The following is a 21,605-nucleotide window of genomic DNA, read 5'->3' on the forward strand; positions in this document are numbered from 1 at the left end:
TTAATTCTTTAAATTGTAAGTGTCAGATTTGTTCTGTATGCAAGTATTCCTTTATCAATCTGTTAGCTTGGATTATCCGGTTGATAAACGATCAGAGCTCCCGGCTTCTCTCAACTGATTTGACTCAGGTCTTTAATCAGCTACAATAATAAAGAAGGGCACAAGTCCTGTATCACTGATAATAATCCTAAAGGTTATAGTATGCCTGCAAAAAAGTTAAAAGCGTTTTTGAACGCAAATAATATACGGTACGATATATTGTTTCACCCGATGGCCAACACATCGCAGGAGAAAGCAGCGAAAGTACATATTTCGGGAAAAGAGTTTGCAAAAACTGTTATGCTGAAAATTAATAATAAAATGGCAATGGCCGTTTTACCCGCATCTTATCAGGTTGATTTTGACATCCTCAAAATCATGCTTGGAACAACAAATATAAAACTGGCAACCGAATCAGAGTTCAAAGCGATGTTTCCGGATTGTGAGATTGGTGCAATGCCTCCGTTCGGTAATCTTTATGGAATGGATGTATTTGTGGCTGAATCTCTGACTGAAGATGATGAAATAGCATTCAATGCCGGAACACATACCGAACTGATAGTGATGAATTATGAAGATTATGAACGGTTGGTAAATCCAAAGGTCTTTAGGTTTTCATGGAAGACAGTGGCTATACCGCATGATCCGGCAGAACGTTGGGAGCTGGATTATTATTAGTCTTAATAAGAGAAGATATTAAGCAAAATGGGAAATTAAGGGTGTGGCTGTGAGTCGCACCCTTTTTTCTTATAGGCGAGATCGATACTACTATTATAGCCATAAACACGGATAATCAATAGATAATGCATGGGATTCAGCAGTAGACTGCTTCGCTGGAAATAGATTTCTTATTTTCCGGAAGAGCGTATTGACATTCTAAAGAATATGATGTATATTTGATATCATATTAATATCATAAATTTTACACGGATGAAAACAGATAAGGAAGTATTAGCCATTAACGGATACCTTATGTCTGCTGTTGTATTGGCAGTTATAATTGCCGGAGTGTATGTATTTATTTACGACATGGTTTTGATAGGACTTATTCTGATTGCACTGACCATATTTCTTTTAAAAGGATTTTTTGTGGTCAATCCTAACAGTTCAAGAGTACTACTGCTGTTCGGCTCCTATTACGGAACAGTTAAAAAGAACGGTTTTGGATGGGTGATTCCCTTTTACTATAAGACCAGGGTGTCGTTAAGGGCCAGGAATTTTGAAAGTGAGCGTTTAAAGGTGAATGATAAACTGGGCAATCCAATTATGATAAGTGCTATACTGGTATGGAAGGTAAGTGATACCTATAAGGCCATGTTTGATGTAGATAATTATGAGGCCTTTGTAAAGATTCAAACAGATGCTGCCGTACGTAAACTGGCAGGATCATATCCTTACGATCAATTTGAAGATGAGAACAGTTCCATCACATTAAGTTCAAATTTTGAGGAGGTTAATAAAAGTCTGGAAGAAGAAATTTCGGAACGACTGAGTATTGCAGGTATTACGGTTATCGAGGCACGTTTAGGTTATTTGGCCTATGCTCCGGAAATTGCGCAGGCGATGCTTAAAAGACAGCAGGCAACAGCAATTATTGCAGCCAGGGCTAAAATAGTGGAAGGTGCAGTTGGTATGGTGGAAAGTGCACTGGAATTACTTTCTGTGAAAAAGATTATAGAATTGGATGAAGATAAAAAGGCTGCGATGGTCAGCAATCTTTTAACGGTATTGTGCAGCGACAGCGATGTTGAACCGGTTATAAATACCGGAACATTAAATCATTAAAGTTTTTAATTTATGAGTGACAGAAAATCATTTGCATTGAGGATAAATGCTGATTTGATGAAAGCAGTGGAGAAATGGGCCGCAGATGAATTTAGAAGTACTAACGGACAGCTGGAATGGATTATACATAAAAGCTTAAAAGACGCAGGACGATTGAAGCAGGATAAAACTAAATCCAACTCTTCTGATTTGGAGAAATAAAGCCAAAAGAAATCTTCACTGGTTTCAAGATAGTCACCGGGTGAATAAAAAAATAATGTAACTATTCACCCGGTGACTAAAATCTTAAGATTTTAGTTCGCTATGTTAGGGCACTTTTCTGCTTAGGGCTTCGTTTCAAACGAAACCCTAAGTTGTTATTTTGGCTCTGTCATGTTGATATACACCGGCTTATTCCTGTCGCAAATAATGTTACCATCTTCATCTGTTTCAAGTTCAGCAACCTGAATTAAGGAGCGTGCTTTCTCATGGTCACTGCCACCCGGACTATTTCTTCCCGGATGGGTAAAGTAGAAGATATACGCACGATCATTATTAACAACAACATCGGCATGCTGCCCGATAACCTGATCTTCCTTACCGGTTCCCGGTACATCAAGAATACGGTTGGGCTGTCTTGTCCAGTTCAACGCATCGTCGGATTTGAATACGCCCAGGCCACGCCATTCATCTACTACCATGTAATATTCACCTTTCCACTTGAATACATTTGGTCCTTCACCACGTTGCTTTCCATTGAGGGTGATCAGACCTTTATCTGTCCAGTTGTATAAATCAGGACTGTCTGCGTACCAGATGGATTTCCCGGCTTTTTCATTGTTATACCACATGCGCCATGTGCCATCCGATAGTTGAACCACACAGGCATCGATAACTTTGTCGGTTGCCAGTTTTAACTGAGAATCAAAATCCCAGTGCAGCAGATCTTTACTGGTGTAGTGATCAATGTGTCGGGGATGACTCCAGTTGGTAAATATTCCCGGAACCAAGGTTATGAACATATGATACAGGCCGTTGTGCCATACGACTTCAGGAGCCCAGTATGTGATGCTGTCCTTGTCTGATTTAAAATCTGCATCTGCCACGTAATGCCACGATGCGCCACCATCTTTTGATTCTGCAATGCCGATCGGAGTACCATGTACCCAGCTGACATCATTGCCGTGCGCGAGTGTTGCTCTACGGTTTGTATAAAACATGTACCAGCTTTTGGTTTCCCTGTTCCATATGACTGACGGATCTGCTGCTCCGTCAAATATCGTATCGCGGTATAAAGGCTTATCCGCCAGTTTGGGTTCCGTTACCTTATCAGGCCCTTTGCATGTGCCGGCTGTAAGAATAAAAATTAATGCTAAAAATTTAAGTGTTTTCACGTTTATTGCGTTTTATTGTGGTAATCCAAAATAGAAATATAATTTCCGTTTAACCGGTTTTTGCATCACATTCAGTTCTCCTGAAGGACCTAATCGCTCTGTATTCATACTGATGTTTATCCAGAGTTTGGTTCCGGTTGGAGGAATGCCGTCAAGGAAGGAGATATCTCCTTTGGGCAAACGTGGCAACGTTTCAGGTGCGGAGAGTGAACAAAAATCGAACAGGCGTACAAAAAGATCCTTCTGCTCAGCTACTACAAGGAAATGGCCTTCAACGGTATTAAAATCCATCCAGGCAATGTTTGAAAAGTACCCTTTGAATTCGGGGTAATCCCACGGTGATGATCCGGTGTACGTATTGTTATAGAAGGCTTCATATACATCATAGTTTCCACCCTGAAGCCTGTTTTTCCAAACACGGTAAGGGCCGTGTCCCAACCATTTTACGCCAATGATTCTGGACTCAGGATAGTCGAAAGATACACCTGTAAAGCTCTGCTTACCTTCCTGCATATATTCATAGTCAAGACTTACCCAACCGGTTGGGTTCATGGTCCATTTGATCATTTTAAGGTCGCCGTCAAACAGAAATTCAACGCTGTAACCATCGTCCGATTTATACTGTTTCATTTCTTTCAGAGTCTGAGGTACATCGCTTACAGAAACCGGACCGTTTTTAAACGATAACGGAAGACTACGATCGTTCCTCAGTGCCTGTATAGTTCCTTCTGATTTTTTCAGGATCAGCGTTACTTCACCGCCATGAAGACTAATGGTTTCATCATCTTCGGTTACATCAACTGATCCGTTTTCCCATGTAACCAGTAGTTTTCGGATGTCATCGTTAGACTTGATCATCCAGCTCCAGTCCAGCACTTTGTTTCCGGCAGGGTCGATGGCTTCCAGCAATAATCCGTCGTACGATTTCCAGTCTGAAGGAAGATCCAGTTGCAACGATCCGCTTTTTACCGGTGCCACGTCAGGCGAAGTGGCTGTGGATGCATATTTTGTTTCGTATCCGTACCTTCTGTTTGCAGGCTTGTTAAAATCAACCAGTTTCCAGTTGAATGTACATTTATCCAGATTCGTAAAATGGTATCTGTTTTCAACCGGAATAGTACCATTAAAATCATCCGGCAATGTTTTCATGCTGATTTTAATGGGAGAGAAGATTTCCTTCATCGCAGGATAACTTCCTTCTTTTTCGCGGTGTGGCCCAACAATGCCATCTGGTGCATTGACCCTGTTTACATCAATATATCCGTTCAAATCTGTGCGTGAAATACCTTCATCTACAAAAGTCCAGAGAAAACCACCACCCGAAAGTTTTTCATTCCAGAAAAGTTCCCAGAAGTCGTACAGACTGGCAGCCATACCACCGTCATCCTGTCCGTGCAAAAATTCGGTAGGCATATAAATATTGGGTCCCTTCAGAATGTTTTTACAGCTGTAATAGTCTTCGTAATGGTTACAATCGATGCCGTTAAAGTCATTGCCCGGTTTATGGTGTGCATGAATAACAGGGCGGTTGGAAAGATCCCATTTGCCATAGTCGTCATCCAGATCAAAATTATGACCGCCTTCATTTCCGTTACTCCAGAATATAACCGAAGGATGGTTCAAGTCGCGTTTTACCATTTCTTCCACCAGTATTTCACCCGATTTTGTATCATATGCATTCTGCCATCCTGCAAGTTCGTCAATGACGTATAATCCCAGAGAATCGCAATAATCCAGAAAAACTTTATCCGGAGGATAATGTGAGCAACGCACAGCGTTCAGGTTCAGATCTTTCAGCATTTTCACATCCTTCAGGTTCAGTTCGTCATTCAGACAACGCCCTGATTCCGGCCAGAAGGCATGACGGTTGATGCCTTTCATTTTAATTCTGGTACCGTTAATATAGATGCCATCTTCCTTTCGGATCTCAATGGTTCTGAATCCAAATTTATCGGTGGTTTTATGCAACACGGTTTTGCCGTCCAGTAATTCAATATTAACCAAATAAATAGCAGGAGTTTCCTGTGTCCATGGTTTGATATTCTTTACGTTACCCGTCAGTGTTGTCTTTGAATCATCCGTTGAAATTTTGCCTTTCAGTACAGCATATTCATTGCCGTCATAATCAGTGATGATAGCTTTTATAGTGCGTTTCTTAGTCAGGCCTTTTGTGAACACGTCCATTGCGAAATTTCCGTCTGCTTTGGCATTCACAGCGACGTAGTCAACGTGTTCTTTTGGCGCCGATTCAAGATAAACAGGTCTGTAAATTCCTCCAAATATCCAGTAGTCCGCATACCTCTCAGCCCGGTTTACCGATTTGTTGGATGACATTTTACTCACCGTTACTTCAAGGAGGTTATCTGCCCCGTAATTCAACAGGTCTGAGATATCGTACTTAAACCGGTAGAATGAGCCCTGATGTATAGGACCGGCAGATTTGCCGTTGATCTTTACCTCTGTATCGGTCATTGAACCTTCAAAAACAATATTGACATCCCTGTTTTTCCAGTCCGCAGGGACATTAAATGTGTATTTGTAAAGCCCCTTTTCATCAGCAAAACGGAAGTCTTTGCCATATGTCATATAATCGCGGCCATAGTCGTAATTTCCAAATCCCTGCTGTTCCCAGTGCGAAGGAACCTCGATAGTTGTCCAAACGCCGCTGTTTCTTCCGCCGGTGCAGAAAAAGTCCCAGGTTTTGGTGTCCTGATATCCTTTCCCTGAAAGATACTGGAATTCTGTTTTTGTATCACCGGCATGTGTTGGAATGAAAAACACGCACATCAGTGTGGCAATGGCATATTTTCTGAAACGCATAAGTGCATTTATATTAATGTACTTCATATTTTATTGTTTTTTCAAGGATGTTAAAACCACGGGGCCCGTCAGTCCTGATGGAACCGGCTCCCAGTTGATAGCAGTGAATTTTCCGTCAGGTCCCATATTTTCCCTGAGATGAGCTGCGAAATTAATGTTGTAAAATATCCGGTATGGCATGTGGTGTTTATCCATATAGATGATTCGGTTTGCCATTTTGTTTGTAACATAAACTTCCAGCTTATTCTGATCCTTAACTAAAGAGGAATCTATCACAAGGGTGAAATCCGGACCCGTTAACGTGCCCAATGAACTTCCATTCAGGAATACTTCTGCTGTTTCATTCACGGTTCCAAGATCCAGTTTCCATGCATTGGCAGAAGCTTCCGGCTTACTGAACTCGGTACTGTATACTGCAGTTCCTGAGAACCACGAAGCTGGTTCGCTAAGACTTGTCCAGGAACCTAAACCAACATTTTGTACTGATTCCGGAATTTCAGGTCCACCATCTTTAAATACCAGGTTCCAGTTTTTATCCAGAGCAACTACTGCGCTGCCTTCTGTCCAGTAGGGATAAGGATCGGCTGCCACATCTTTGTTCCATAATTGCAGAATCAGTGATTCACCCTGATTAAGCACAAGATGAACCGTTGTTTTATTGCCATCTTCCTTTAGTTGTGTTTTACCGTATTCCCCGGTTTCAGGGTTGTAAATCAAAACTGATTTTGCTTTCGCGTTCAGGTTGATCCATTTATCTACAGCATTACCCGACCAGTTGGTCACAAAATATGTTTTGGCCTGACCGTCATTCAGACGAATGAATCCCAGGTTATCAGCAGCCAGTTCTTCCGGGATTATTCCGGCTTCATTCAGCATTGGCTGATGTTTGGATCCAACCAAAACTTTACCTTTTTCTGAATTATAACTGCTAAATTCATCTACATCTGTTGCTGAGCCCAGTTCGTCAACAATCAGGTTGAGATCATTCTGGCGGGATTCCAGGTTTCCAAGCCCCGGAACATCATCAGGAAGAGCCCCCATAAAGATTACGGTAGCACCCTGTTTGGAAAGATCGGTCAGCTTTTTGAATGTTTCAAGTGATATATAATCCAGTTCAGGAACCAGTATCGTTTTGTATGTGGCATCACCGTCGGTTTTAATCAGTTTGCCGTCTGCTGAAAGATCTTTTACCATTCTGTCAGAAATGAAATCAAAGGTGTAACCTTCTTTCTGGAGTTCTTCTGCCAGGTTGTAAACGTTTGATCCGTGTTGTGCGCCATGATAATGCTGCATGCCTGTGTGATCGTATTTCATCCAGTCATCTTCAATGGGGAAATAAACCAGAATGTCGTTGTCAGCAGTCCCTCTCTGTAAAAAGGATTGTACCCTTGTTACATATGTGTTGAAAGCCGGGAAGTCACGCCACAGCGGATTGGTAGGAGCATAGTGTACGGCAGCGTAGAACATTCTTCCGGGCCATCCTTCGCTCTCGGGCGAAAAAGCAGTACCATGGTATACAATGTGGTTGATTCCTCCAATCAGATAACGGTCTACATTTTCTTTTGTATCTGCCAGATTTGCCAGAAAGTGTTCACGCAACCAAGTAGCTGCTTCTGCAGACGTTAGTTTTTTACCGGTAATATGAGCTGCAGATGAAGCAAATTTAATGTTCAGAATATCGGTTCCTTCTGTTTCCGGAATATCGCTGGCTGCGTAGAGATCCAGAATATTCGCCGGAGAGCCATGTCCCTGGTTACGGATAATTTTACCCTTATTTTTAGCCCATTCTTCCCATGGAACAGTGTAGTTTTCCAACAACATATCAGATATAGTCTGGCGGTAGTCGCAACGGATCCGCTGTTGTTCTTCTTTGGTGGTCATTCCAAGCAGTGCCGGTAATTTTTCCTTCAGATCATAACCTCTTCTTTTCTGGAATTCGCTGAAAAATTCCGGTGTCCAGTTTGCTTCGCCGCGGGCATCATCCACTTCGTACGAATCGTTAAAAAATGCGCGTAAACCCGAAATATCATGACCTTTAAAACTTTCATCAAAATGATTCAGGTAATCACCAATGGCCTGTTTTGAAAAGTGGTCGATCACATCGCCTTCGCCACCCGGTCCGGCACGTTCCACCATTTTACCATGCATTCCGGGGAAGGCTGCTATAATGGTCCAGTCTTTATCTGTTGACCAGTTCAGCATGCCATTTTCATCAATCTTATCAGTTACCTCAAACACTTCACCATCTTTAGCAAAGGCCATCACTGTAACCGGTTTTAATGTGACCGGAAATCTGACCTGGTCGAAAGCATAAACCTGCAGACTGTCGTTTTTTGCAATGGGGTATTTCAAATCCTTGAATGAAGCACGTTTTCCAACGGCCCTCATAATAGGAGCCTGTTGCATTTCTATTTTTTCTTCCAGTTTTGTGCCTGCAGGAAGATCCCATGTCTTAAACGTGACATACTTACACGCATCTTTGGGTTCAACCCACGGACCTCCAAACGGCCAGCCTGAAGCCAAAGCCATATCAATGCCCATGTTGTTGTCCTGAGCTGCTTTCAGCGTATGTTCCAAACGTTGCATCCATTTGTCAGAAGTGAAATTAATGAACTCACTTTCCTGACCTTTAACGCCATAAATCGGAGTTATTTCCATGCCTCCTAATCCGGCTTTGGCATAGGTTGACATAGCCGTAGATATGTCATCATCTTTTACGTTACTGCCCATCCACCACCATCTGGCCCATGGTTTGGTAACATTGGTGACTTCCGGCCAGCCGGCTTTTACGTCTTCTTTTTGTGATGAGGAAGAGTTGCAGGAAATTCCCATTGTTACTATTCCTGCAATAATAAGTGCCTTAAAAATTTTATTCATTGGATGTAATTTATCTGATTTCTTTTTGGATATTAATGTTGTGCTGTGGTTATCATTAGTTAAATCCTCCGTCCCGATAGCCATCGGGACCACCTCCTTTTTGCCTCGATACGTCCTTCTAAACAAGGACTACTCAGCAGCTAAAGAGGGACAAACCGCTTTGGCTTGTGTCCTGATGCCTGATACTTGTGTCTATTCCAATTTATACACTTCTGATCCGGCCATAAGAAAGCAGCCTAAGCCGTAGTCTTCAAAATCAGGGACACTGTCATAGGTTACAGGCTGACCATCTTTGGGTTCTTTACCTGTTCCCTGGACAAAGCCTAAAAATCCGTTTTTGTGTACACTTTCTTTTACCATGGCATTCCATGCCTTTGTGACAACCGGGAGATATGTGTTTCTGTCCAGTAAACCATTGTTAATGCCCCAGGCCATACCGTACACAAAAAGTGCTGTACCAGTTGTTTCTTTTCCGCCAAAATGATCCGGGTCATGCAGGCTGACATTCCAGAATCCGTCTTCGCGTTGGATCGGGACCAAAGCACTGGCCATCTCATAAAATGTTTTTTGGTATTCGTTGCGGTGAGGTGCATCATCAGGAATAATATCCAGAACCCTTGTCAGTGCTGCAAACACCCATCCGTTACCGCGGGACCAGTAGCAGTCTTCTCCGTTTGGTTCTTTATATGGTGGATCAAAATCTGCATCGCGCCACCAAAGCTTATCTTTTGGATTATAAAGGCCGTTTAATCCAAACTGAGTTTTTGTATACATGTACATGTCGTACATTTTTTCAAAATAGCGGTCATCGTTATAAAGAACTCCGAGTTTTGCGAAAATCGGCATACCCATCTGAATGGCATCAATCCAGCTCCAGTCGTCATTCTGTGGTGTATTGACCACCATATCAATGCACACTTTAACGTTTTTAATACGTTCAGGGTGCGGTTCAATGTTATAGAGGTCAATATACGTTTGCCCTGCACACTGGTCATCCGCATTCCGGGTTGTATTTCCATTGCGGAATCCCCATTGATGAAACTCTGACCAGTCGAGCGCATATTTGTAATACTCTTCTTTCGGATAGATGGAATACAATGCCATTAGTCCTTCATAATAAACGCCACGTGTCCAGATATTACTGGGTCTTTCGCGGTTTGTGATAATGGTTTTTCCTACATCCGGCCATTTGTCCATAAAATATTTATTGGTCAGGATCATGGTTTTTAACACTTCGTTCCTGTCAGGAATATTCTGTGCGGTTACCATTAAAGAACCGAACAGAAAAAAGAGGCTTGCAATTTTAATAAGTCTCATAATTCAGAAATTTAACGTTTGTTTATTTCCAACCTTCAGCAGCTTCAAGTGCTTTCAGGTCAGGTTTTTTTGATGCTATGGTTAATGATTCTTCGTAAAGTGCATTCAAATCTCCAAGTTCAATGGTTGAACCTTTGCGGATAAAGAATGGAATTTTATGCAATGGAGCCTGAACAGTGATGTAAGAACCTCCCTTGTATTCTTTCCCTGTATTCCACGCATCTACCCATGTTTCTCCTGCCGGAAGGTAGAGTTTGTGTTCCACATCTTTATTCTGCCATATGGCTGAAACCAGAATATCCGGTCCGAACATATAAGTCTGCCAGTCGTTCCAAGCCTCTTTCTGATCCGGATAAACCAGAAACAGTGGTCTGACTATTGGTGTTCCTTCTTCACTGGCTTTAGCGGATAGCTCATGGATATATGGTGCAAGTTTGTAATGAATTTTTGAATACAAACGCCAGGTGGCAATCAGTTCCGAATCATAGGAGGGGTTTGTAGGATTGCTCCAGAATGCCAGGTTGTTGGTCGGGCCCACTTCCATAATGGGAGAGAAGCACCCGAATCCCAGCCAGCGTAATGCTGTTTCACGCGAAAACTGTCCCCAGTAGCCACCGATATCTGAACCCCAGTTTGGATAACCCATTACAGCACATCGTTGTACACCGATAATAGCTGATCGTAATCCTTCGGGCTTACCATTGGTATCTCCTGCCCACATGGCTCCATACCTGGAACTGCCCGTATATTCTGCCCGCGGGAATAACACAAAATCGTCGCCCAGTACAGGTTTTACAGCATCGTATGTAGCTTTCACATACTGTCTGGGATAATCGTTATAATTTTCGCGATATGTAGTTTCAATGCTGGTGCGTAGGTGCAGTGAATCGGCCAGTTTTTCACCGTCTGCCCGGTCAAGTTTAAAACCCTTAACGCCCATTTTAGCAAGTTTGCCGGGGCCGTTCTTTCCCCACCATTCCACAGCTTCGTCGTTGGTAAAATCCATCAGTACGGAAGGTGTGTTGAACCATGGTTTACTCACCAGTCCGTAGTGGTGCTCTTCAGCGTAATCAGCCATATCACCCATAACGAAAGGTCCTATCCAGAGCATCAGTTCCTGATCTTTGCTGTTGATCCACTTGATCATGCCTTCGGGATCGGGAAATTCTTTGGTGTCAAACTTATAATCATCAAATCCTCTCGGACCCGGCCCCCACGGACGGTCTATCCACTGTGCGGTTACCGGTATGTCGAAGGCCTGCATCATCAGTACGTCTTCCACCATGTCGGTATTGTAAGGTGCCTTTTTGGTGGTTCCGTCATAGTAGCTTTTTTTATTAAAATGCTGGTCGCGCCATCTCCACGGACCAAAGGCCCACTGTGGAGGAATAATGGAAGGTCCCGCATCGCGTGCATGTTGCTGTACAACCTGCATTGGATTTCCGTTCACGTAAAGTTTGAAATTCAGTTCAGGTCCTTCAAAAGCTACTTTCACGAGTTCTGGATTGCTTTTACAGAAATCAAATACCCCAGGCCATGTGCCTTTAACAAAGAGACCATAGTTTTCTGACGATACATAAAACGGAGCATAGGCAGAAACTGTTGGTTTCAGTTTAACATCCATTTTAGTTCCCCGAAGGTTTAATGCCGTTTGAATTCCATCTGTCCACGACGCACTTTGATTTCCATCAACCACGCGCTCAAATACACCGGTAAAGTATTCATCCGGCACAGACTTTATATTTAACAGCCATTCAGTCGGAGGTTCGGGTGTAGTGGTGGACAAATTCAGATCGAAATTTGCACTGTCTCTTTTAATTCTGAATGTGACTTCTGTTTCATCATCCAAAGGCCAGCTGTACTCGATCTGATTCTTAATAGATGCATCAACCTCAGGATTTCCTTTAACCCAGGTTGTATCGTTGTTCTTAATAAAACCGATACTGCCGGTCAATTCATTTTCAGGTACAATGGCGATACTATGTGTGCCATTAGGGATTAAAAACGCGGGATATTCATCCTGAAGAGAAACTTTTACTTCCCTTTCCATGGATTCTTTGCAGGAAAAGGAAACGGCAACCAATGCAAGTAGCAGTGAGAGCCTGATGTAGAATCTTTTTTCCATTTATTTTTTAATTAACACGTTCAATTTTCAATCCTTTTGTAGAAATGTGTTTGCTGTTTTTTATCGTCAGTTCCGGGTTTCCGACTGTTTTAAGTGTTACATTATCAAATTTAATGCCATCTGCCCAGTTTATAATTCCTGTTTTTGCTGCAGAAAGCTTTATGTCGCTGAATGTGAAATTTTCGATGATGGATTTGTCAATGCCCTGTATGTTAAATGCTGAGCCTCTGATGCTGTCTGCCTTAATGTTACTGACACTTACATTTCTGATATGGGGAATTCCTATTTCTTCAGGAACTTCCTGTAGCATGACTTTCCAGTGCGCAGGAATGCTATCCATTTCTTTTTCCAGTTTTGCATAGCTGTACGCAGGGTTCCAGTTTACCGTTACACCGCAAAAATCGCGCACCCCAGTGGCTTTTACATTGGTCATAATAATATCTTCAATGCCTCCGCCACGTGTTTTTGCTGATTTCAGGTAAATGACATTATGAGAACCGATGGCTTTCATATTTTCCACAAATACATGCCTGATCCAACCGGATGTTTCACTTCCTATCACCAGTGCGCCACCGCCACGTCTTGCGATACAATCGTGAAAATAAACATATTCTGATGGTCTGTTTACACGAATGCCATCCGCATCACGACCGGCTTTTACGCAGTAATTGTCATCGTTGCAATCTGTATCGCAATTCATAACTTCAATCTTGGACGATGAGTCAATGTCTACACCATCGGTACTGGGACCAAATCCGTCAATATTATTGCGAATGATGACTCCATCCACGGTTGCATATTCAGTGAAAAACAGGTGGACTGTCCAGAAACCGGATTGTTTAATGGTAATGTCTTTAATGGTAACATCTTTACAGTTTGAGACTTCTATGGTACGTACTCTTTTACAGTCATAATCGGATGCCCAGCGTAATCCTTTTGGCGTGTATTCATGGCGCAGGTTCCAGTAGCGTTCCCAGTGAATCATTCCCTGGGCATGCACCACGCCTTTTCCGGTTATGGCAACATTGTGCTGATCGAGTATGTTAATCACACCACATGGCCATTTCATTATGATACCGGCAACACGTGTGGTAATTTCAGGATAGTATTCCAGTCCGATTAAAGCGCGAAGTTCAACGCCTTCACCAATATTAAGATTCACATTATTCTTTACAAATAAAGCACCGGTATGGTATACGCCCGGATCAAAAACAACTGTGCCGCCTCCCTGGGCAGAACATGTGTCAATTGCTTTCTGAATGGCTTTGGTTGAAGCAATAAACTGGTTTTTAAACGCGCCGTAATCGTTAACTTTTATAACAATGGACTTATCCGGAAACGTCCGGGCGCCTACGTCATTTGTCCAGTCTGGTCTCTTTATTTCGCTGGAAAATGAAACCGAAGTGAAAAAAATGAGAAGAAAAAACGTGAAAAGGTTTCTTACTGAGTTGTTGGTCATAGTATTTTTGGAAAATAAATTAATTGCATTCATCTTGATTCCGGGATGTTAGCCTGCTTAATTAATGGTCGTTTGAAATTTACCTCAAAATGGTTCGAATATACAAAAAAAATACATATTATTCCAGTGACAGAAAGTGTAAATAGTAAGGGCATTCCCTAAAGATTAGCAAGATAGTATTCAGGTTAGTGGTTTGTTATTAAGGCTTATATGGTAATTTAAAATATACGATGCTTTTATTCCATTTTTGTAAAAAATGACTTTTTATGCTTTGTAAAAAATTTAAAAAAATTGTTTAAAACAAATCCCCCTGTCTGGTTAAATATTGAATTATGGGTTAAATCCGGTCAATTAAAATTTTTAACAACCCCGGCATATCTACAGGAGGGGACTTTAGTCCTGATTTTTAAATTGCTATGAAACAATACTTTATATTTAATTTGAATTGATAACACACAAAGTTCTGATCTCTCCGGACATTAAAAACTGCAATTGTTCGAAAACAGATACAAAATGGTTCGTTTCAACGAGAATCATATCTGATCCTGATGTGTCTAGCGTTGTTAATATTAAATTAATAATAATTAACTGCCTGATAATCATTGCTTATAAGTGCTTGCCGGACAGATTTCTTTTGCTTTAAGTGTTTAAAAATTAATTTAATGTTAAAAAATATTCGATTTTGTAATGTTATTTTAAAAAAGATTTCTATCTTTATCACTCAAAAGTTGACCAATGGTTAAATTTTTCAGAGCATACCTGTTATTACTGATACTTACTTGTCCTGGCTTTATTTTAAGCGCTCAGGATAAGTTTGAATCTGTTCTTGAGCAGTCTATAACCAGGGTTAATCAATTGCTGGATTCCTCCAATGTTTTTTTATTAACGAATACTGATAAGCCGGTAAGTAAGGACATTCCGGACTTTTTATTTCTATCCGGAAATAAAATGATTAAAAATAACAGTGATCTGGCAGAACAGTATTATGCATTAAAACAGAAATATTTAAAATCTGATTTAGGGATCCGGTTCACCGGAAACTATAATAATAACCTTAAGGGTGGTTTTGCTGCCGATGAAGATATTTACTACAATCAGCGTACTTATTTTGGATTGGAATGGAACATTATGGAAACCGGCACCATCGGAAACCGGAAGAAGCTGGCTTCCCTGGAAAATCAAAAGCAGATTGACCTTATTGAGCAAAAGGAAAAGAGCATAAAGCAGGAATATTTCTTTACACGTCAGTATATTACAGCTTCGTTTGTGAGCGCTCAGAATCCTTATCTGCAGCAGCGTCTTGAAGTACTTTGGGGGCTTTTTGATATTTATCAGGAATTATTTTATCTGAAACGTGTAGAGTGGGAACGTTTATTAAAGATAAAAGGAGAAATAAAAAAAGTGGAGCTTTTGTTAAAGCGTAATCAGCAGATTATTGAGAATGCCGGATTTGATAATAAAGAATTGCTGAATGTTGAAGATTTGTCTGTTTTTGGGATCAATACGGATAATATTCTGAAAGGTATTCCCATGGAGGAATACGACAGCCTGAAATATGCCCTGAAAATTAATAATCTTGATAATACTTATGATGATTACATGGATAACGTAAGTGTAAGACCGTATGTGCGTTATAATATGTATGATTTTTTAAGTACAACGGCCAGAAAATATCCGTCTGCCGGGGTAACCTTAAACCTTCCGGTTTCAAAATCAACCGGTAAAAAGGAGCTTGTGAAAGTTGAGAGGCAGATACTGACAGATGAATACAATCAGGAAAAAGATCAGGTGTATACCGATGTCCTGAATCTGACCCGCCTGTACGAAGAAAAAATCCAGGATTTTGTTTACCTGGTATATCAGAGAGATTTACTGAAAGAACGGATCAGCAGGGAATTAAAAAAACGTGAGATCAATCTGCTGGGATTTAACGGAATAAAAGCACTCAGTTATTTTGATGAATTTCTGGATTATGAAGCGGGTATTCTGGATAAGAAGAAAGATATATATCTGAGGTTGCTGGATGTAAGTTATGCCACCAAAGGCGAAGATCCGGTAAAATATCTCGATAAACTGGGTTATGACCTGTCGTATAAAAATTATCCCGGAACACGTTCTGTGTATTTGTGGTCAACCTTGTTTAACGTGATGAATAATGACCATCTTATTACCTTTATGCGTGACCGCGAGATAGACCACGTACTAATATCATTGAGCCGTCTGAACGATGATGAAAAACTAAAAGACTTTATCCGGAAGGCAGATCGCTATGGCATCCAGTCGATTGGCCTGATCGGGAATAATGATCTTGTAAATAAAACCCCCGAAGATGTAGCAGCTTATCTTGCGCCTTTTAAAGCGTATGGACTGAAAGCAATTCATCTGGATGTGGAACCACATAGTTTTGATGATTTTAAAACGCATGAGGAAAGCTATCTGGCTAAACTGATCTCTGTTTACAAAACAACAGCACAATGGTGCCTTACCAACGGAATGGGATTGTCTGTTTCATTACCGTTTTATTATCCTGAAAATATTATTGAAGAGGCTTTTGGTATTTGTGATCAGGTTTACATTATGAATTATAATGCGAAGAATGAACACCAGTTGATAGAGCGTTTAAACGGATTTACAAAAGATAAATACAGGAATAAACTGGTTGTTTCCATTCGTCCTTCGGACTTTACAACCTTGCAGGATCTGGATTATACCTTGTTGCACATCATAAAAAACACAGGAATTCAGAACTATTGTTTCAGTGATTTGAGAGGACTGAACCGGATGACATCTGATCTTGCAGACGAATCGGGCAGTGACCCGCATTATCAGCCGTACAGGGTTGAGTCTGGTGCGTTTAAAAACCAGGCGGATGCTAAGGTGCTTTCAGCGAAACTTAAAAAACTTAATTTTGATGGTCAGGTAACCTGGAAAAGGAATGGAACATATTGTGTTGTTTTGGGCTATTTTAATAACTTTGACGCAGCACAGAAAACATTGAATAACTTTTCGGAACGATGGCCGGATCTCCCAAAACCATGGATTTATATGGTTTATTAATCAGTCAGGCATGAAGAAATTCTCATATAACAATAGAGGAAGCAGTTTGCGCAGCATCGCTGAGATAGAGATGAAAAAGCGCAAAAACTGGGACCGTATTATTTATCTTGTTATACTTTGGGCCATATTGGGCAGCCTTATCTTCTATGTGGGTAAAAAAACATTACTTGTATTCAGTTCTGGAGAACTGGTCACAGAAGGATTCAACGTTAAATTTATGGAGGATGTTAAGGTATCGCGTTTTTATGTGAACCAGGACGATTTTGTAAATGTGGGTGATACCCTGTTTTATTTTACGCCCAGTGAGGATTATGATACGTTGCAGGACGAGCAGGATAACTTTCTGGCTGATGACTGGTACAACCGTGAAATTATAAATACAGAAAAGTCTATCGGACTGAAAAATACACAGATTCAGGAAAAGCAGAAGCAATACAGCAGTGCAAGAGCGGATCTGCGTAAGCTGGAAAAGGAAGTTTATCTCGATATTTCGAACCAGAGTGAGGTAGATAAGAAGAAAATTGTTGTAGACGGTATTTCCAGTGAAATATCGGGTCTGAAGAAAGAAGTTGAATACCTCGAAAATTATAAAAAGCAACTGGAGCAACGCATGGCCGAAAAAGGCGAGTTATTGCACCAGCGGAACCTGATGTCGCGTAATCTGTATTATACGTCTCCTGTGGCCGGAAAGGTAAATCTTATCCACAAGCGCCCGGGAGAGATAAATTACAAGGGGGAAATCGTTATGGAGGTTATTGATCCGAAAAATGTTACGATTGCGGCTTATGTAAAACAGTCAGATATTGGTGACTTTAAAATAGGGTCGAAGGTTAGGATAGAATTTCCCGGAGGAGAAATGTCAGCAGGCAAGGTCTCCTTTATAAGTTATACTGCCCAGGAAATGCCGCTGTATTTACAAAATCCGACCGATCCGAATAATATGCGGTTAAAGATAATTGTTGAGCCCTGGGACGAGGAGCACCGGAAGGAATGGCCGTTGCATTACAGTAATCTCGGAGTCAAGGTGTTTAAAACCAAACGTTTTCTTGATTTTTTGTTTTAAGCTATGGGATCAAACGAACAAAATGCCATTTTATCAAATTCTGAAGGAAGACTGATATTGCTGGTTGCCGATGCAGCCTCATTTAACCTTGCAGATATTGAGGATAACGCTGTTGATGCAGTGGCCATCGATTTGCATGTTGAGTTCACGTATGAAACAGGTAAAGTCATAGAGCAGATCCGCACGAGCAACTCAAAGAAAACTTATCTGTCGCCGGTTTTCCTGTTTAATGATCCCGATGAAATACCCGAGCGTTACCTTGAGCTGACAGACGGAATAGTACGTTCTCCCAACGATCCCAAAGTGGGCATTATTTCAGAACGCATCAATAACAGCATTGATGAACTTCCGAATATTTCATTGCCGCCATATTCCACTCGCATCATAACCAAGGCTTTCCGGTTTCTGTATACCAGAAAGAGGGAGTTGAGACCCATTATAGATATTGGTAACCTGTACGGTTATGTTTATCCATTCATAGATATTCATATTTCGAATGATCAGTCCGCACAGGAAATTCTGCCGTTGCTGGCGGATTCGGTTTCCGAGGGATATTTATCCAGCACCTTTATGGACAGGGTTCATCTGTGCCCGGATTGTTTTTCGGTATATCACAACATTCGTGAATTGTGCCCCAGTTGTACCTCGGCCCAGTTAAAAGCCGAAAACATCATGCACCACTTTGTATGTGCCTATGTGGGACCCGAGAGCGACTTTATGGTAGAAGGATCACTGGTTTGTCCGAAATGCAAAAAAGTGTGCCGCCATATTGGTGTGGATTACGATAAACCCTCGGTTGCATACGAATGTCAGGATTGCAAACAGTTTTTCCAGGAGCCGGTTATGGAAGCGTTCTGCATGAACTGCAAATCGCACAATAAGCTGGAAGATCTGATGCCTTACGATATCCACTCATTTAAACTTACATCATTGGGTAAGGAGATCGCAAAATCAGGCATCAGCAGCCCCACACTGAAAGACGAGACATTCTTCCCCGGATTTATTCCGTACAATATATTTACAACATATCTGCAATTCGAAATTGACAGGACAAAACGGTACAGTTCGTGTACTATTGTTGGTTCAATCAACCTGAGGTTTACACAGGAAGATGTGTTGAGTAAACAACAGCTGAATAAACTGCAGTATGAAATATCAGAGATTATTTTAAAATCTTCGCCGCCATCATCCATATTTTCGTTTAAGAATAATACATTTATGTTCATTGTTCCGGATGAGTTCCAGTTTAAGATTGAAAAACAGTTATCTGAAAATGTGGATTCCCTGTCAAAAGTTATTGACAGTAACGATACTTACAAGGGCAGGATATTAACCGGTTTTAAAATTCACGAAATAGAAGAAGATGATACGGTAGATGTCATCGTGAATGAGATGTTATCATCGTAGCCTATGACAACACTTTGGGACAACTTTTTTGAATACTGGTATAATATGGGCTTTGAAAAGATAGTCCGGTTATTCTGGTATTTCTTCTTTCTGGAAGTCCCGCGATATATCTTTTTTGAAATTGTTGTTCTGTTGATTTTTGTGTTGGGCAAGAAACGCCGGAACCGGAAATTTGATATGGCCAAAAACAAGTTGTGGCTCGATAATCCTTTGGTTTCCATTATTGTTCCGGGTAAAAATGAAGGAAAGCACATTTATAAGCTTGTACTGAGCTTAAAGGAACAAACCTGGCAGAACTATGAGCTGATTATAATCGATGACGGATCCAGCGATGATACGCCTACCATTTGCCGGAATCTTGAGAAGCAGAAAATGATAGACCGTTTTCTGCGGAACGAAAATCGCGGCGGAAAGGCCAGTGCTGCTAATTTCGGCTTGCGGTATACCAAAGGGAAGTATATCGTTCATCTGGACGCTGACTGTAGCATGGACCGCGATGCCATTGAGCAGGTGCTGTTGCCGTTTTATATTGACCCCAAGGTTAAAGCCGTGGGGGGGAACGTAAAGGTTCGTAATCATAACGAAAACGTGCTGACCACCCTGGAAGCCATTGAATATTTGTTTACCATATCCATGGGACGAATTGTAACCTCGTTCCTGGGTATCTATAAAATTGTTTCCGGTGCGTTTGGTGCTTTCGATCGTGAGGTAATCTCATCTCTTGGCGGTTGGGATATCGGACCGGGTCTGGATGGTGACATTACCGTGAAAGTGCGGAAAAGAGGGTATAAAATTGCGTTTGCTGATCGTGCGGTTTGTCTGACCAGCGTCCCCAATACGCCATGGAAGCTTACAAAACAACGATTGCGCTGGTCAAAATCATTGGTGCGGTTCCGGCTCAGAAAACATTTTGATGTATTACTGCCGCAGGGCAATTTTAATTTTCTGAACTTCTTTGCCAGCTTTGAAAATATTTTCTTCAACCTGGTTATGGACTTTCTTTGGTTTTACTACATCATCGGACTGATTATAACCAACATTGAATTTTTTTGGCAGATCTTCTTTTTCAAACTGTTCCTGTACATCATTAAGAACTTTATTCAATTTGCTGTTGCCATGGGCTTTTCGGAACGTAAAAGCGAGGAGTGGAAATACTGGATCTATGTGCCCTTAATGTTTTTCTATGTGGGTGTGTTTATGCGCATTGTCCGAACCTTTGCTTACGTACTGGAGATGTTCTGGTATTCGTCCTACAAAGATCCGTGGAACCCGGCCAAATCATCCCGCCAGGCCAGGGATATGGGGATATAATCCGATGGCAGTATTTTATGTATGATGCTGTGCAATACTAAATTATAAGTCAGGTTTTAGTGGATATAAATTGAATTGGCAAATAGTTGGTTCTACTTTAGATTCATTGATCTATTGTAGTTATTTTGAAACTGTTGACTAAACTCTTTCGAATTATATTTTGAGGCATTTGATAATATTGTTTCTCTGTATATTTCATTTTTGTGTTTTTATTGGTGAGCGTAATGCCCGGTGATGTTTCAGTTATAAGAGCCATGCATATTTGATTGGGTTTGTCAAGTACTATAACAGACAATTCAGAAGCAATTAATGGATCATAAGCGTTGATTAGAATTGCTGTAGTATCGTTTGGATCATCAAAAAATTCAAAGTACTCGGAAAGAGAATCAAAAACTTTAACTGAATTACCAATCCGGAATGTTAAAATGGCATTTTTTGTCTTATTCTCAGAGGTGAAATCCAATTGTAGATAATATCCCTCTCTTTCTTCATAGCTTATGATGAAAAAGACCAGGGTTGTATCATCCTCGTATTCACGATTGAAGTTTGAAAATTTATCTTTATAATATTCCTTTCCGTTTGAGTAATCATTAATGGGATATTCAAACAGATGGTTAACAGATTGAACATTCACTAAAATATTCTCAGATACGCCATTACTTATGGCTGTGATAGTAGTTTTGCCAACATGCTCACCAATGACATTATCACCACTAATTGACGCAATAAACTGATTATCAATGTTATAATAAATTTCATAGTCTGATTGTGCTCCGGTGAAGACAGAATCATTATAACTGACTGAAATCTCAGAGTTTGATATGCGTAATCCAACAGGTTCATCGGGCTCAGAATCACATGATATAAATGCCAGAAGTGAACCGAACAATAATAGCGGGAGATAATTTTTTAAAAGTCTCTGTGTTATAATTGTAAAAGGGCGCAGAAAAAAGCTGTTCATAGTTTTGGGTT

Annotated in this window: 14 protein-coding genes; 7 read left to right on the forward strand and 7 right to left on the reverse strand. The window is 40.9% G+C overall.

Features of this window, described 5'->3' with window-relative positions; translation table 11 throughout:
• The first annotated feature begins 201 nt into the window (after positions 1 to 201).
• The 3 genes from ACE1ET_RS04980 (at position 202) to ACE1ET_RS04990 (ending at position 2,025) form a co-directional block, all read left to right on the forward strand.
• A complete protein-coding gene (locus ACE1ET_RS04980) occupies positions 202 to 717 on the forward strand; it encodes an aminoacyl-tRNA deacylase (protein WP_375727261.1) in 516 nt (171 codons plus the stop codon).
• 252 nt (positions 718 to 969) lie between these two features.
• Positions 970 to 1,824 carry an SPFH domain-containing protein gene (locus ACE1ET_RS04985; protein ID WP_375727262.1) on the forward strand — a complete coding sequence of 285 codons (855 nt, stop codon included), beginning with the start codon at positions 970 to 972 and terminating at the stop codon, positions 1,822 to 1,824.
• A 12-nt stretch (positions 1,825 to 1,836) separates the two neighbouring features.
• Positions 1,837 to 2,025: a type II toxin-antitoxin system antitoxin gene (locus ACE1ET_RS04990; RefSeq protein ID WP_375727263.1), complete on the forward strand. Its 189-nt coding sequence runs from the start codon at positions 1,837 to 1,839 to the stop codon at positions 2,023 to 2,025.
• Positions 2,026 to 2,180: 155 nt separating this feature from the next.
• Here ACE1ET_RS04990 and ACE1ET_RS04995 read toward each other — a convergent pair whose 3' ends face one another.
• From ACE1ET_RS04995 to ACE1ET_RS05020, 6 genes are all read right to left on the reverse strand, one after another.
• The gene (locus tag ACE1ET_RS04995) at positions 2,181 to 3,197 is read right to left on the reverse strand and encodes a glycoside hydrolase family protein (RefSeq protein WP_375727264.1); all 1,017 of its coding nucleotides are present in this window, start codon (positions 3,195 to 3,197) and stop codon (positions 2,181 to 2,183) included.
• A gap of 12 nt (positions 3,198 to 3,209) precedes the next feature.
• Positions 3,210 to 6,044, reverse strand: coding sequence for a glycoside hydrolase family 2 protein (locus ACE1ET_RS05000; protein ID WP_375727265.1), 2,835 nt, complete (start codon positions 6,042 to 6,044; stop codon positions 3,210 to 3,212).
• 3 nt (positions 6,045 to 6,047) lie between these two features.
• Positions 6,048 to 8,894 carry a glycosyl hydrolase gene (locus ACE1ET_RS05005; protein ID WP_375727266.1) on the reverse strand — a complete coding sequence of 949 codons (2,847 nt, stop codon included), beginning with the start codon at positions 8,892 to 8,894 and terminating at the stop codon, positions 6,048 to 6,050.
• A 192-nt stretch (positions 8,895 to 9,086) separates the two neighbouring features.
• Positions 9,087 to 10,211, reverse strand: coding sequence for a glycoside hydrolase family 88/105 protein (locus tag ACE1ET_RS05010; protein ID WP_375727267.1), 1,125 nt, complete (start codon positions 10,209 to 10,211; stop codon positions 9,087 to 9,089).
• A 22-nt stretch (positions 10,212 to 10,233) separates the two neighbouring features.
• Positions 10,234 to 12,336: a TIM-barrel domain-containing protein gene (locus ACE1ET_RS05015; RefSeq protein WP_375727268.1), complete on the reverse strand. Its 2,103-nt coding sequence runs from the start codon at positions 12,334 to 12,336 to the stop codon at positions 10,234 to 10,236.
• A 7-nt stretch (positions 12,337 to 12,343) separates the two neighbouring features.
• On the reverse strand, positions 12,344 to 13,795 hold the full coding sequence (locus ACE1ET_RS05020; protein WP_375727269.1) for a glycoside hydrolase family 28 protein: 1,452 nt from the start codon (positions 13,793 to 13,795) through the stop codon (positions 12,344 to 12,346).
• A 735-nt stretch (positions 13,796 to 14,530) separates the two neighbouring features.
• Here ACE1ET_RS05020 and ACE1ET_RS05025 point away from each other — a divergent pair.
• From ACE1ET_RS05025 to ACE1ET_RS05040, 4 genes are read left to right on the forward strand one after another with little or no spacing between them, the layout of a single operon-like run.
• Positions 14,531 to 16,852: an SPOR domain-containing protein gene (locus ACE1ET_RS05025; protein WP_375727270.1), complete on the forward strand. Its 2,322-nt coding sequence runs from the start codon at positions 14,531 to 14,533 to the stop codon at positions 16,850 to 16,852.
• 10 nt (positions 16,853 to 16,862) lie between these two features.
• Positions 16,863 to 17,915 (forward strand): HlyD family secretion protein, encoded by a 1,053-nt coding sequence (locus ACE1ET_RS05030; RefSeq protein WP_375727271.1) that lies wholly within the window; start codon positions 16,863 to 16,865, stop codon positions 17,913 to 17,915.
• Between the two features lie 3 nt (positions 17,916 to 17,918).
• Positions 17,919 to 19,322 carry a TackOD1 domain-containing metal-binding protein gene (locus ACE1ET_RS05035; protein ID WP_375727272.1) on the forward strand — a complete coding sequence of 468 codons (1,404 nt, stop codon included), beginning with the start codon at positions 17,919 to 17,921 and terminating at the stop codon, positions 19,320 to 19,322.
• Between the two features lie 3 nt (positions 19,323 to 19,325).
• Positions 19,326 to 20,633, forward strand: coding sequence for a glycosyltransferase family 2 protein (locus ACE1ET_RS05040; protein ID WP_375727273.1), 1,308 nt, complete (start codon positions 19,326 to 19,328; stop codon positions 20,631 to 20,633).
• Positions 20,634 to 20,736: 103 nt separating this feature from the next.
• Here the strand turns inward: ACE1ET_RS05040 and ACE1ET_RS05045 are convergent, their stop codons facing one another.
• The gene (locus ACE1ET_RS05045; RefSeq protein ID WP_375727274.1) at positions 20,737 to 21,594 is read right to left on the reverse strand and encodes a hypothetical protein; all 858 of its coding nucleotides are present in this window, start codon (positions 21,592 to 21,594) and stop codon (positions 20,737 to 20,739) included.
• Positions 21,595 to 21,605: the final 11 nt, after the last annotated feature.

This window comes from Quyinboa mangrovi (assembly GCF_042219825.1).
In the GTDB taxonomy this organism is placed as follows: Bacteria; Bacteroidota; Bacteroidia; order Bacteroidales; family UBA5342; genus JBHJHP01.

Excerpts from the sequence above, each read along its gene's own strand:
- ACE1ET_RS04980 (WP_375727261.1), top strand. The coding sequence starts at position 202 with ATGCCTGCAAAAAAGTTAAAAGCGTTTTTGAACGCAAATAATATACGG.
- ACE1ET_RS04985 (WP_375727262.1), top strand. The coding sequence starts at position 970 with ATGAAAACAGATAAGGAAGTATTAGCCATTAACGGATACCTTATGTCT.
- ACE1ET_RS04990 (WP_375727263.1), top strand. The coding sequence starts at position 1,837 with ATGAGTGACAGAAAATCATTTGCATTGAGGATAAATGCTGATTTGATG.
- ACE1ET_RS05000 (WP_375727265.1), bottom strand. The coding sequence starts at position 6,044 with ATGAAGTACATTAATATAAATGCACTTATGCGTTTCAGAAAATATGCC.
- ACE1ET_RS05005 (WP_375727266.1), bottom strand. The coding sequence starts at position 8,894 with ATGAATAAAATTTTTAAGGCACTTATTATTGCAGGAATAGTAACAATG.
- ACE1ET_RS05010 (WP_375727267.1), bottom strand. The coding sequence starts at position 10,211 with ATGAGACTTATTAAAATTGCAAGCCTCTTTTTTCTGTTCGGTTCTTTA.
- ACE1ET_RS05015 (WP_375727268.1), bottom strand. The coding sequence starts at position 12,336 with ATGGAAAAAAGATTCTACATCAGGCTCTCACTGCTACTTGCATTGGTT.
- ACE1ET_RS05020 (WP_375727269.1), bottom strand. The coding sequence starts at position 13,795 with ATGACCAACAACTCAGTAAGAAACCTTTTCACGTTTTTTCTTCTCATT.
- ACE1ET_RS05025 (WP_375727270.1), top strand. The coding sequence starts at position 14,531 with ATGGTTAAATTTTTCAGAGCATACCTGTTATTACTGATACTTACTTGT.
- ACE1ET_RS05030 (WP_375727271.1), top strand. The coding sequence starts at position 16,863 with ATGAAGAAATTCTCATATAACAATAGAGGAAGCAGTTTGCGCAGCATC.
- ACE1ET_RS05035 (WP_375727272.1), top strand. The coding sequence starts at position 17,919 with ATGGGATCAAACGAACAAAATGCCATTTTATCAAATTCTGAAGGAAGA.
- ACE1ET_RS05040 (WP_375727273.1), top strand. The coding sequence starts at position 19,326 with ATGACAACACTTTGGGACAACTTTTTTGAATACTGGTATAATATGGGC.
- ACE1ET_RS05045 (WP_375727274.1), bottom strand. The coding sequence starts at position 21,594 with ATGAACAGCTTTTTTCTGCGCCCTTTTACAATTATAACACAGAGACTT.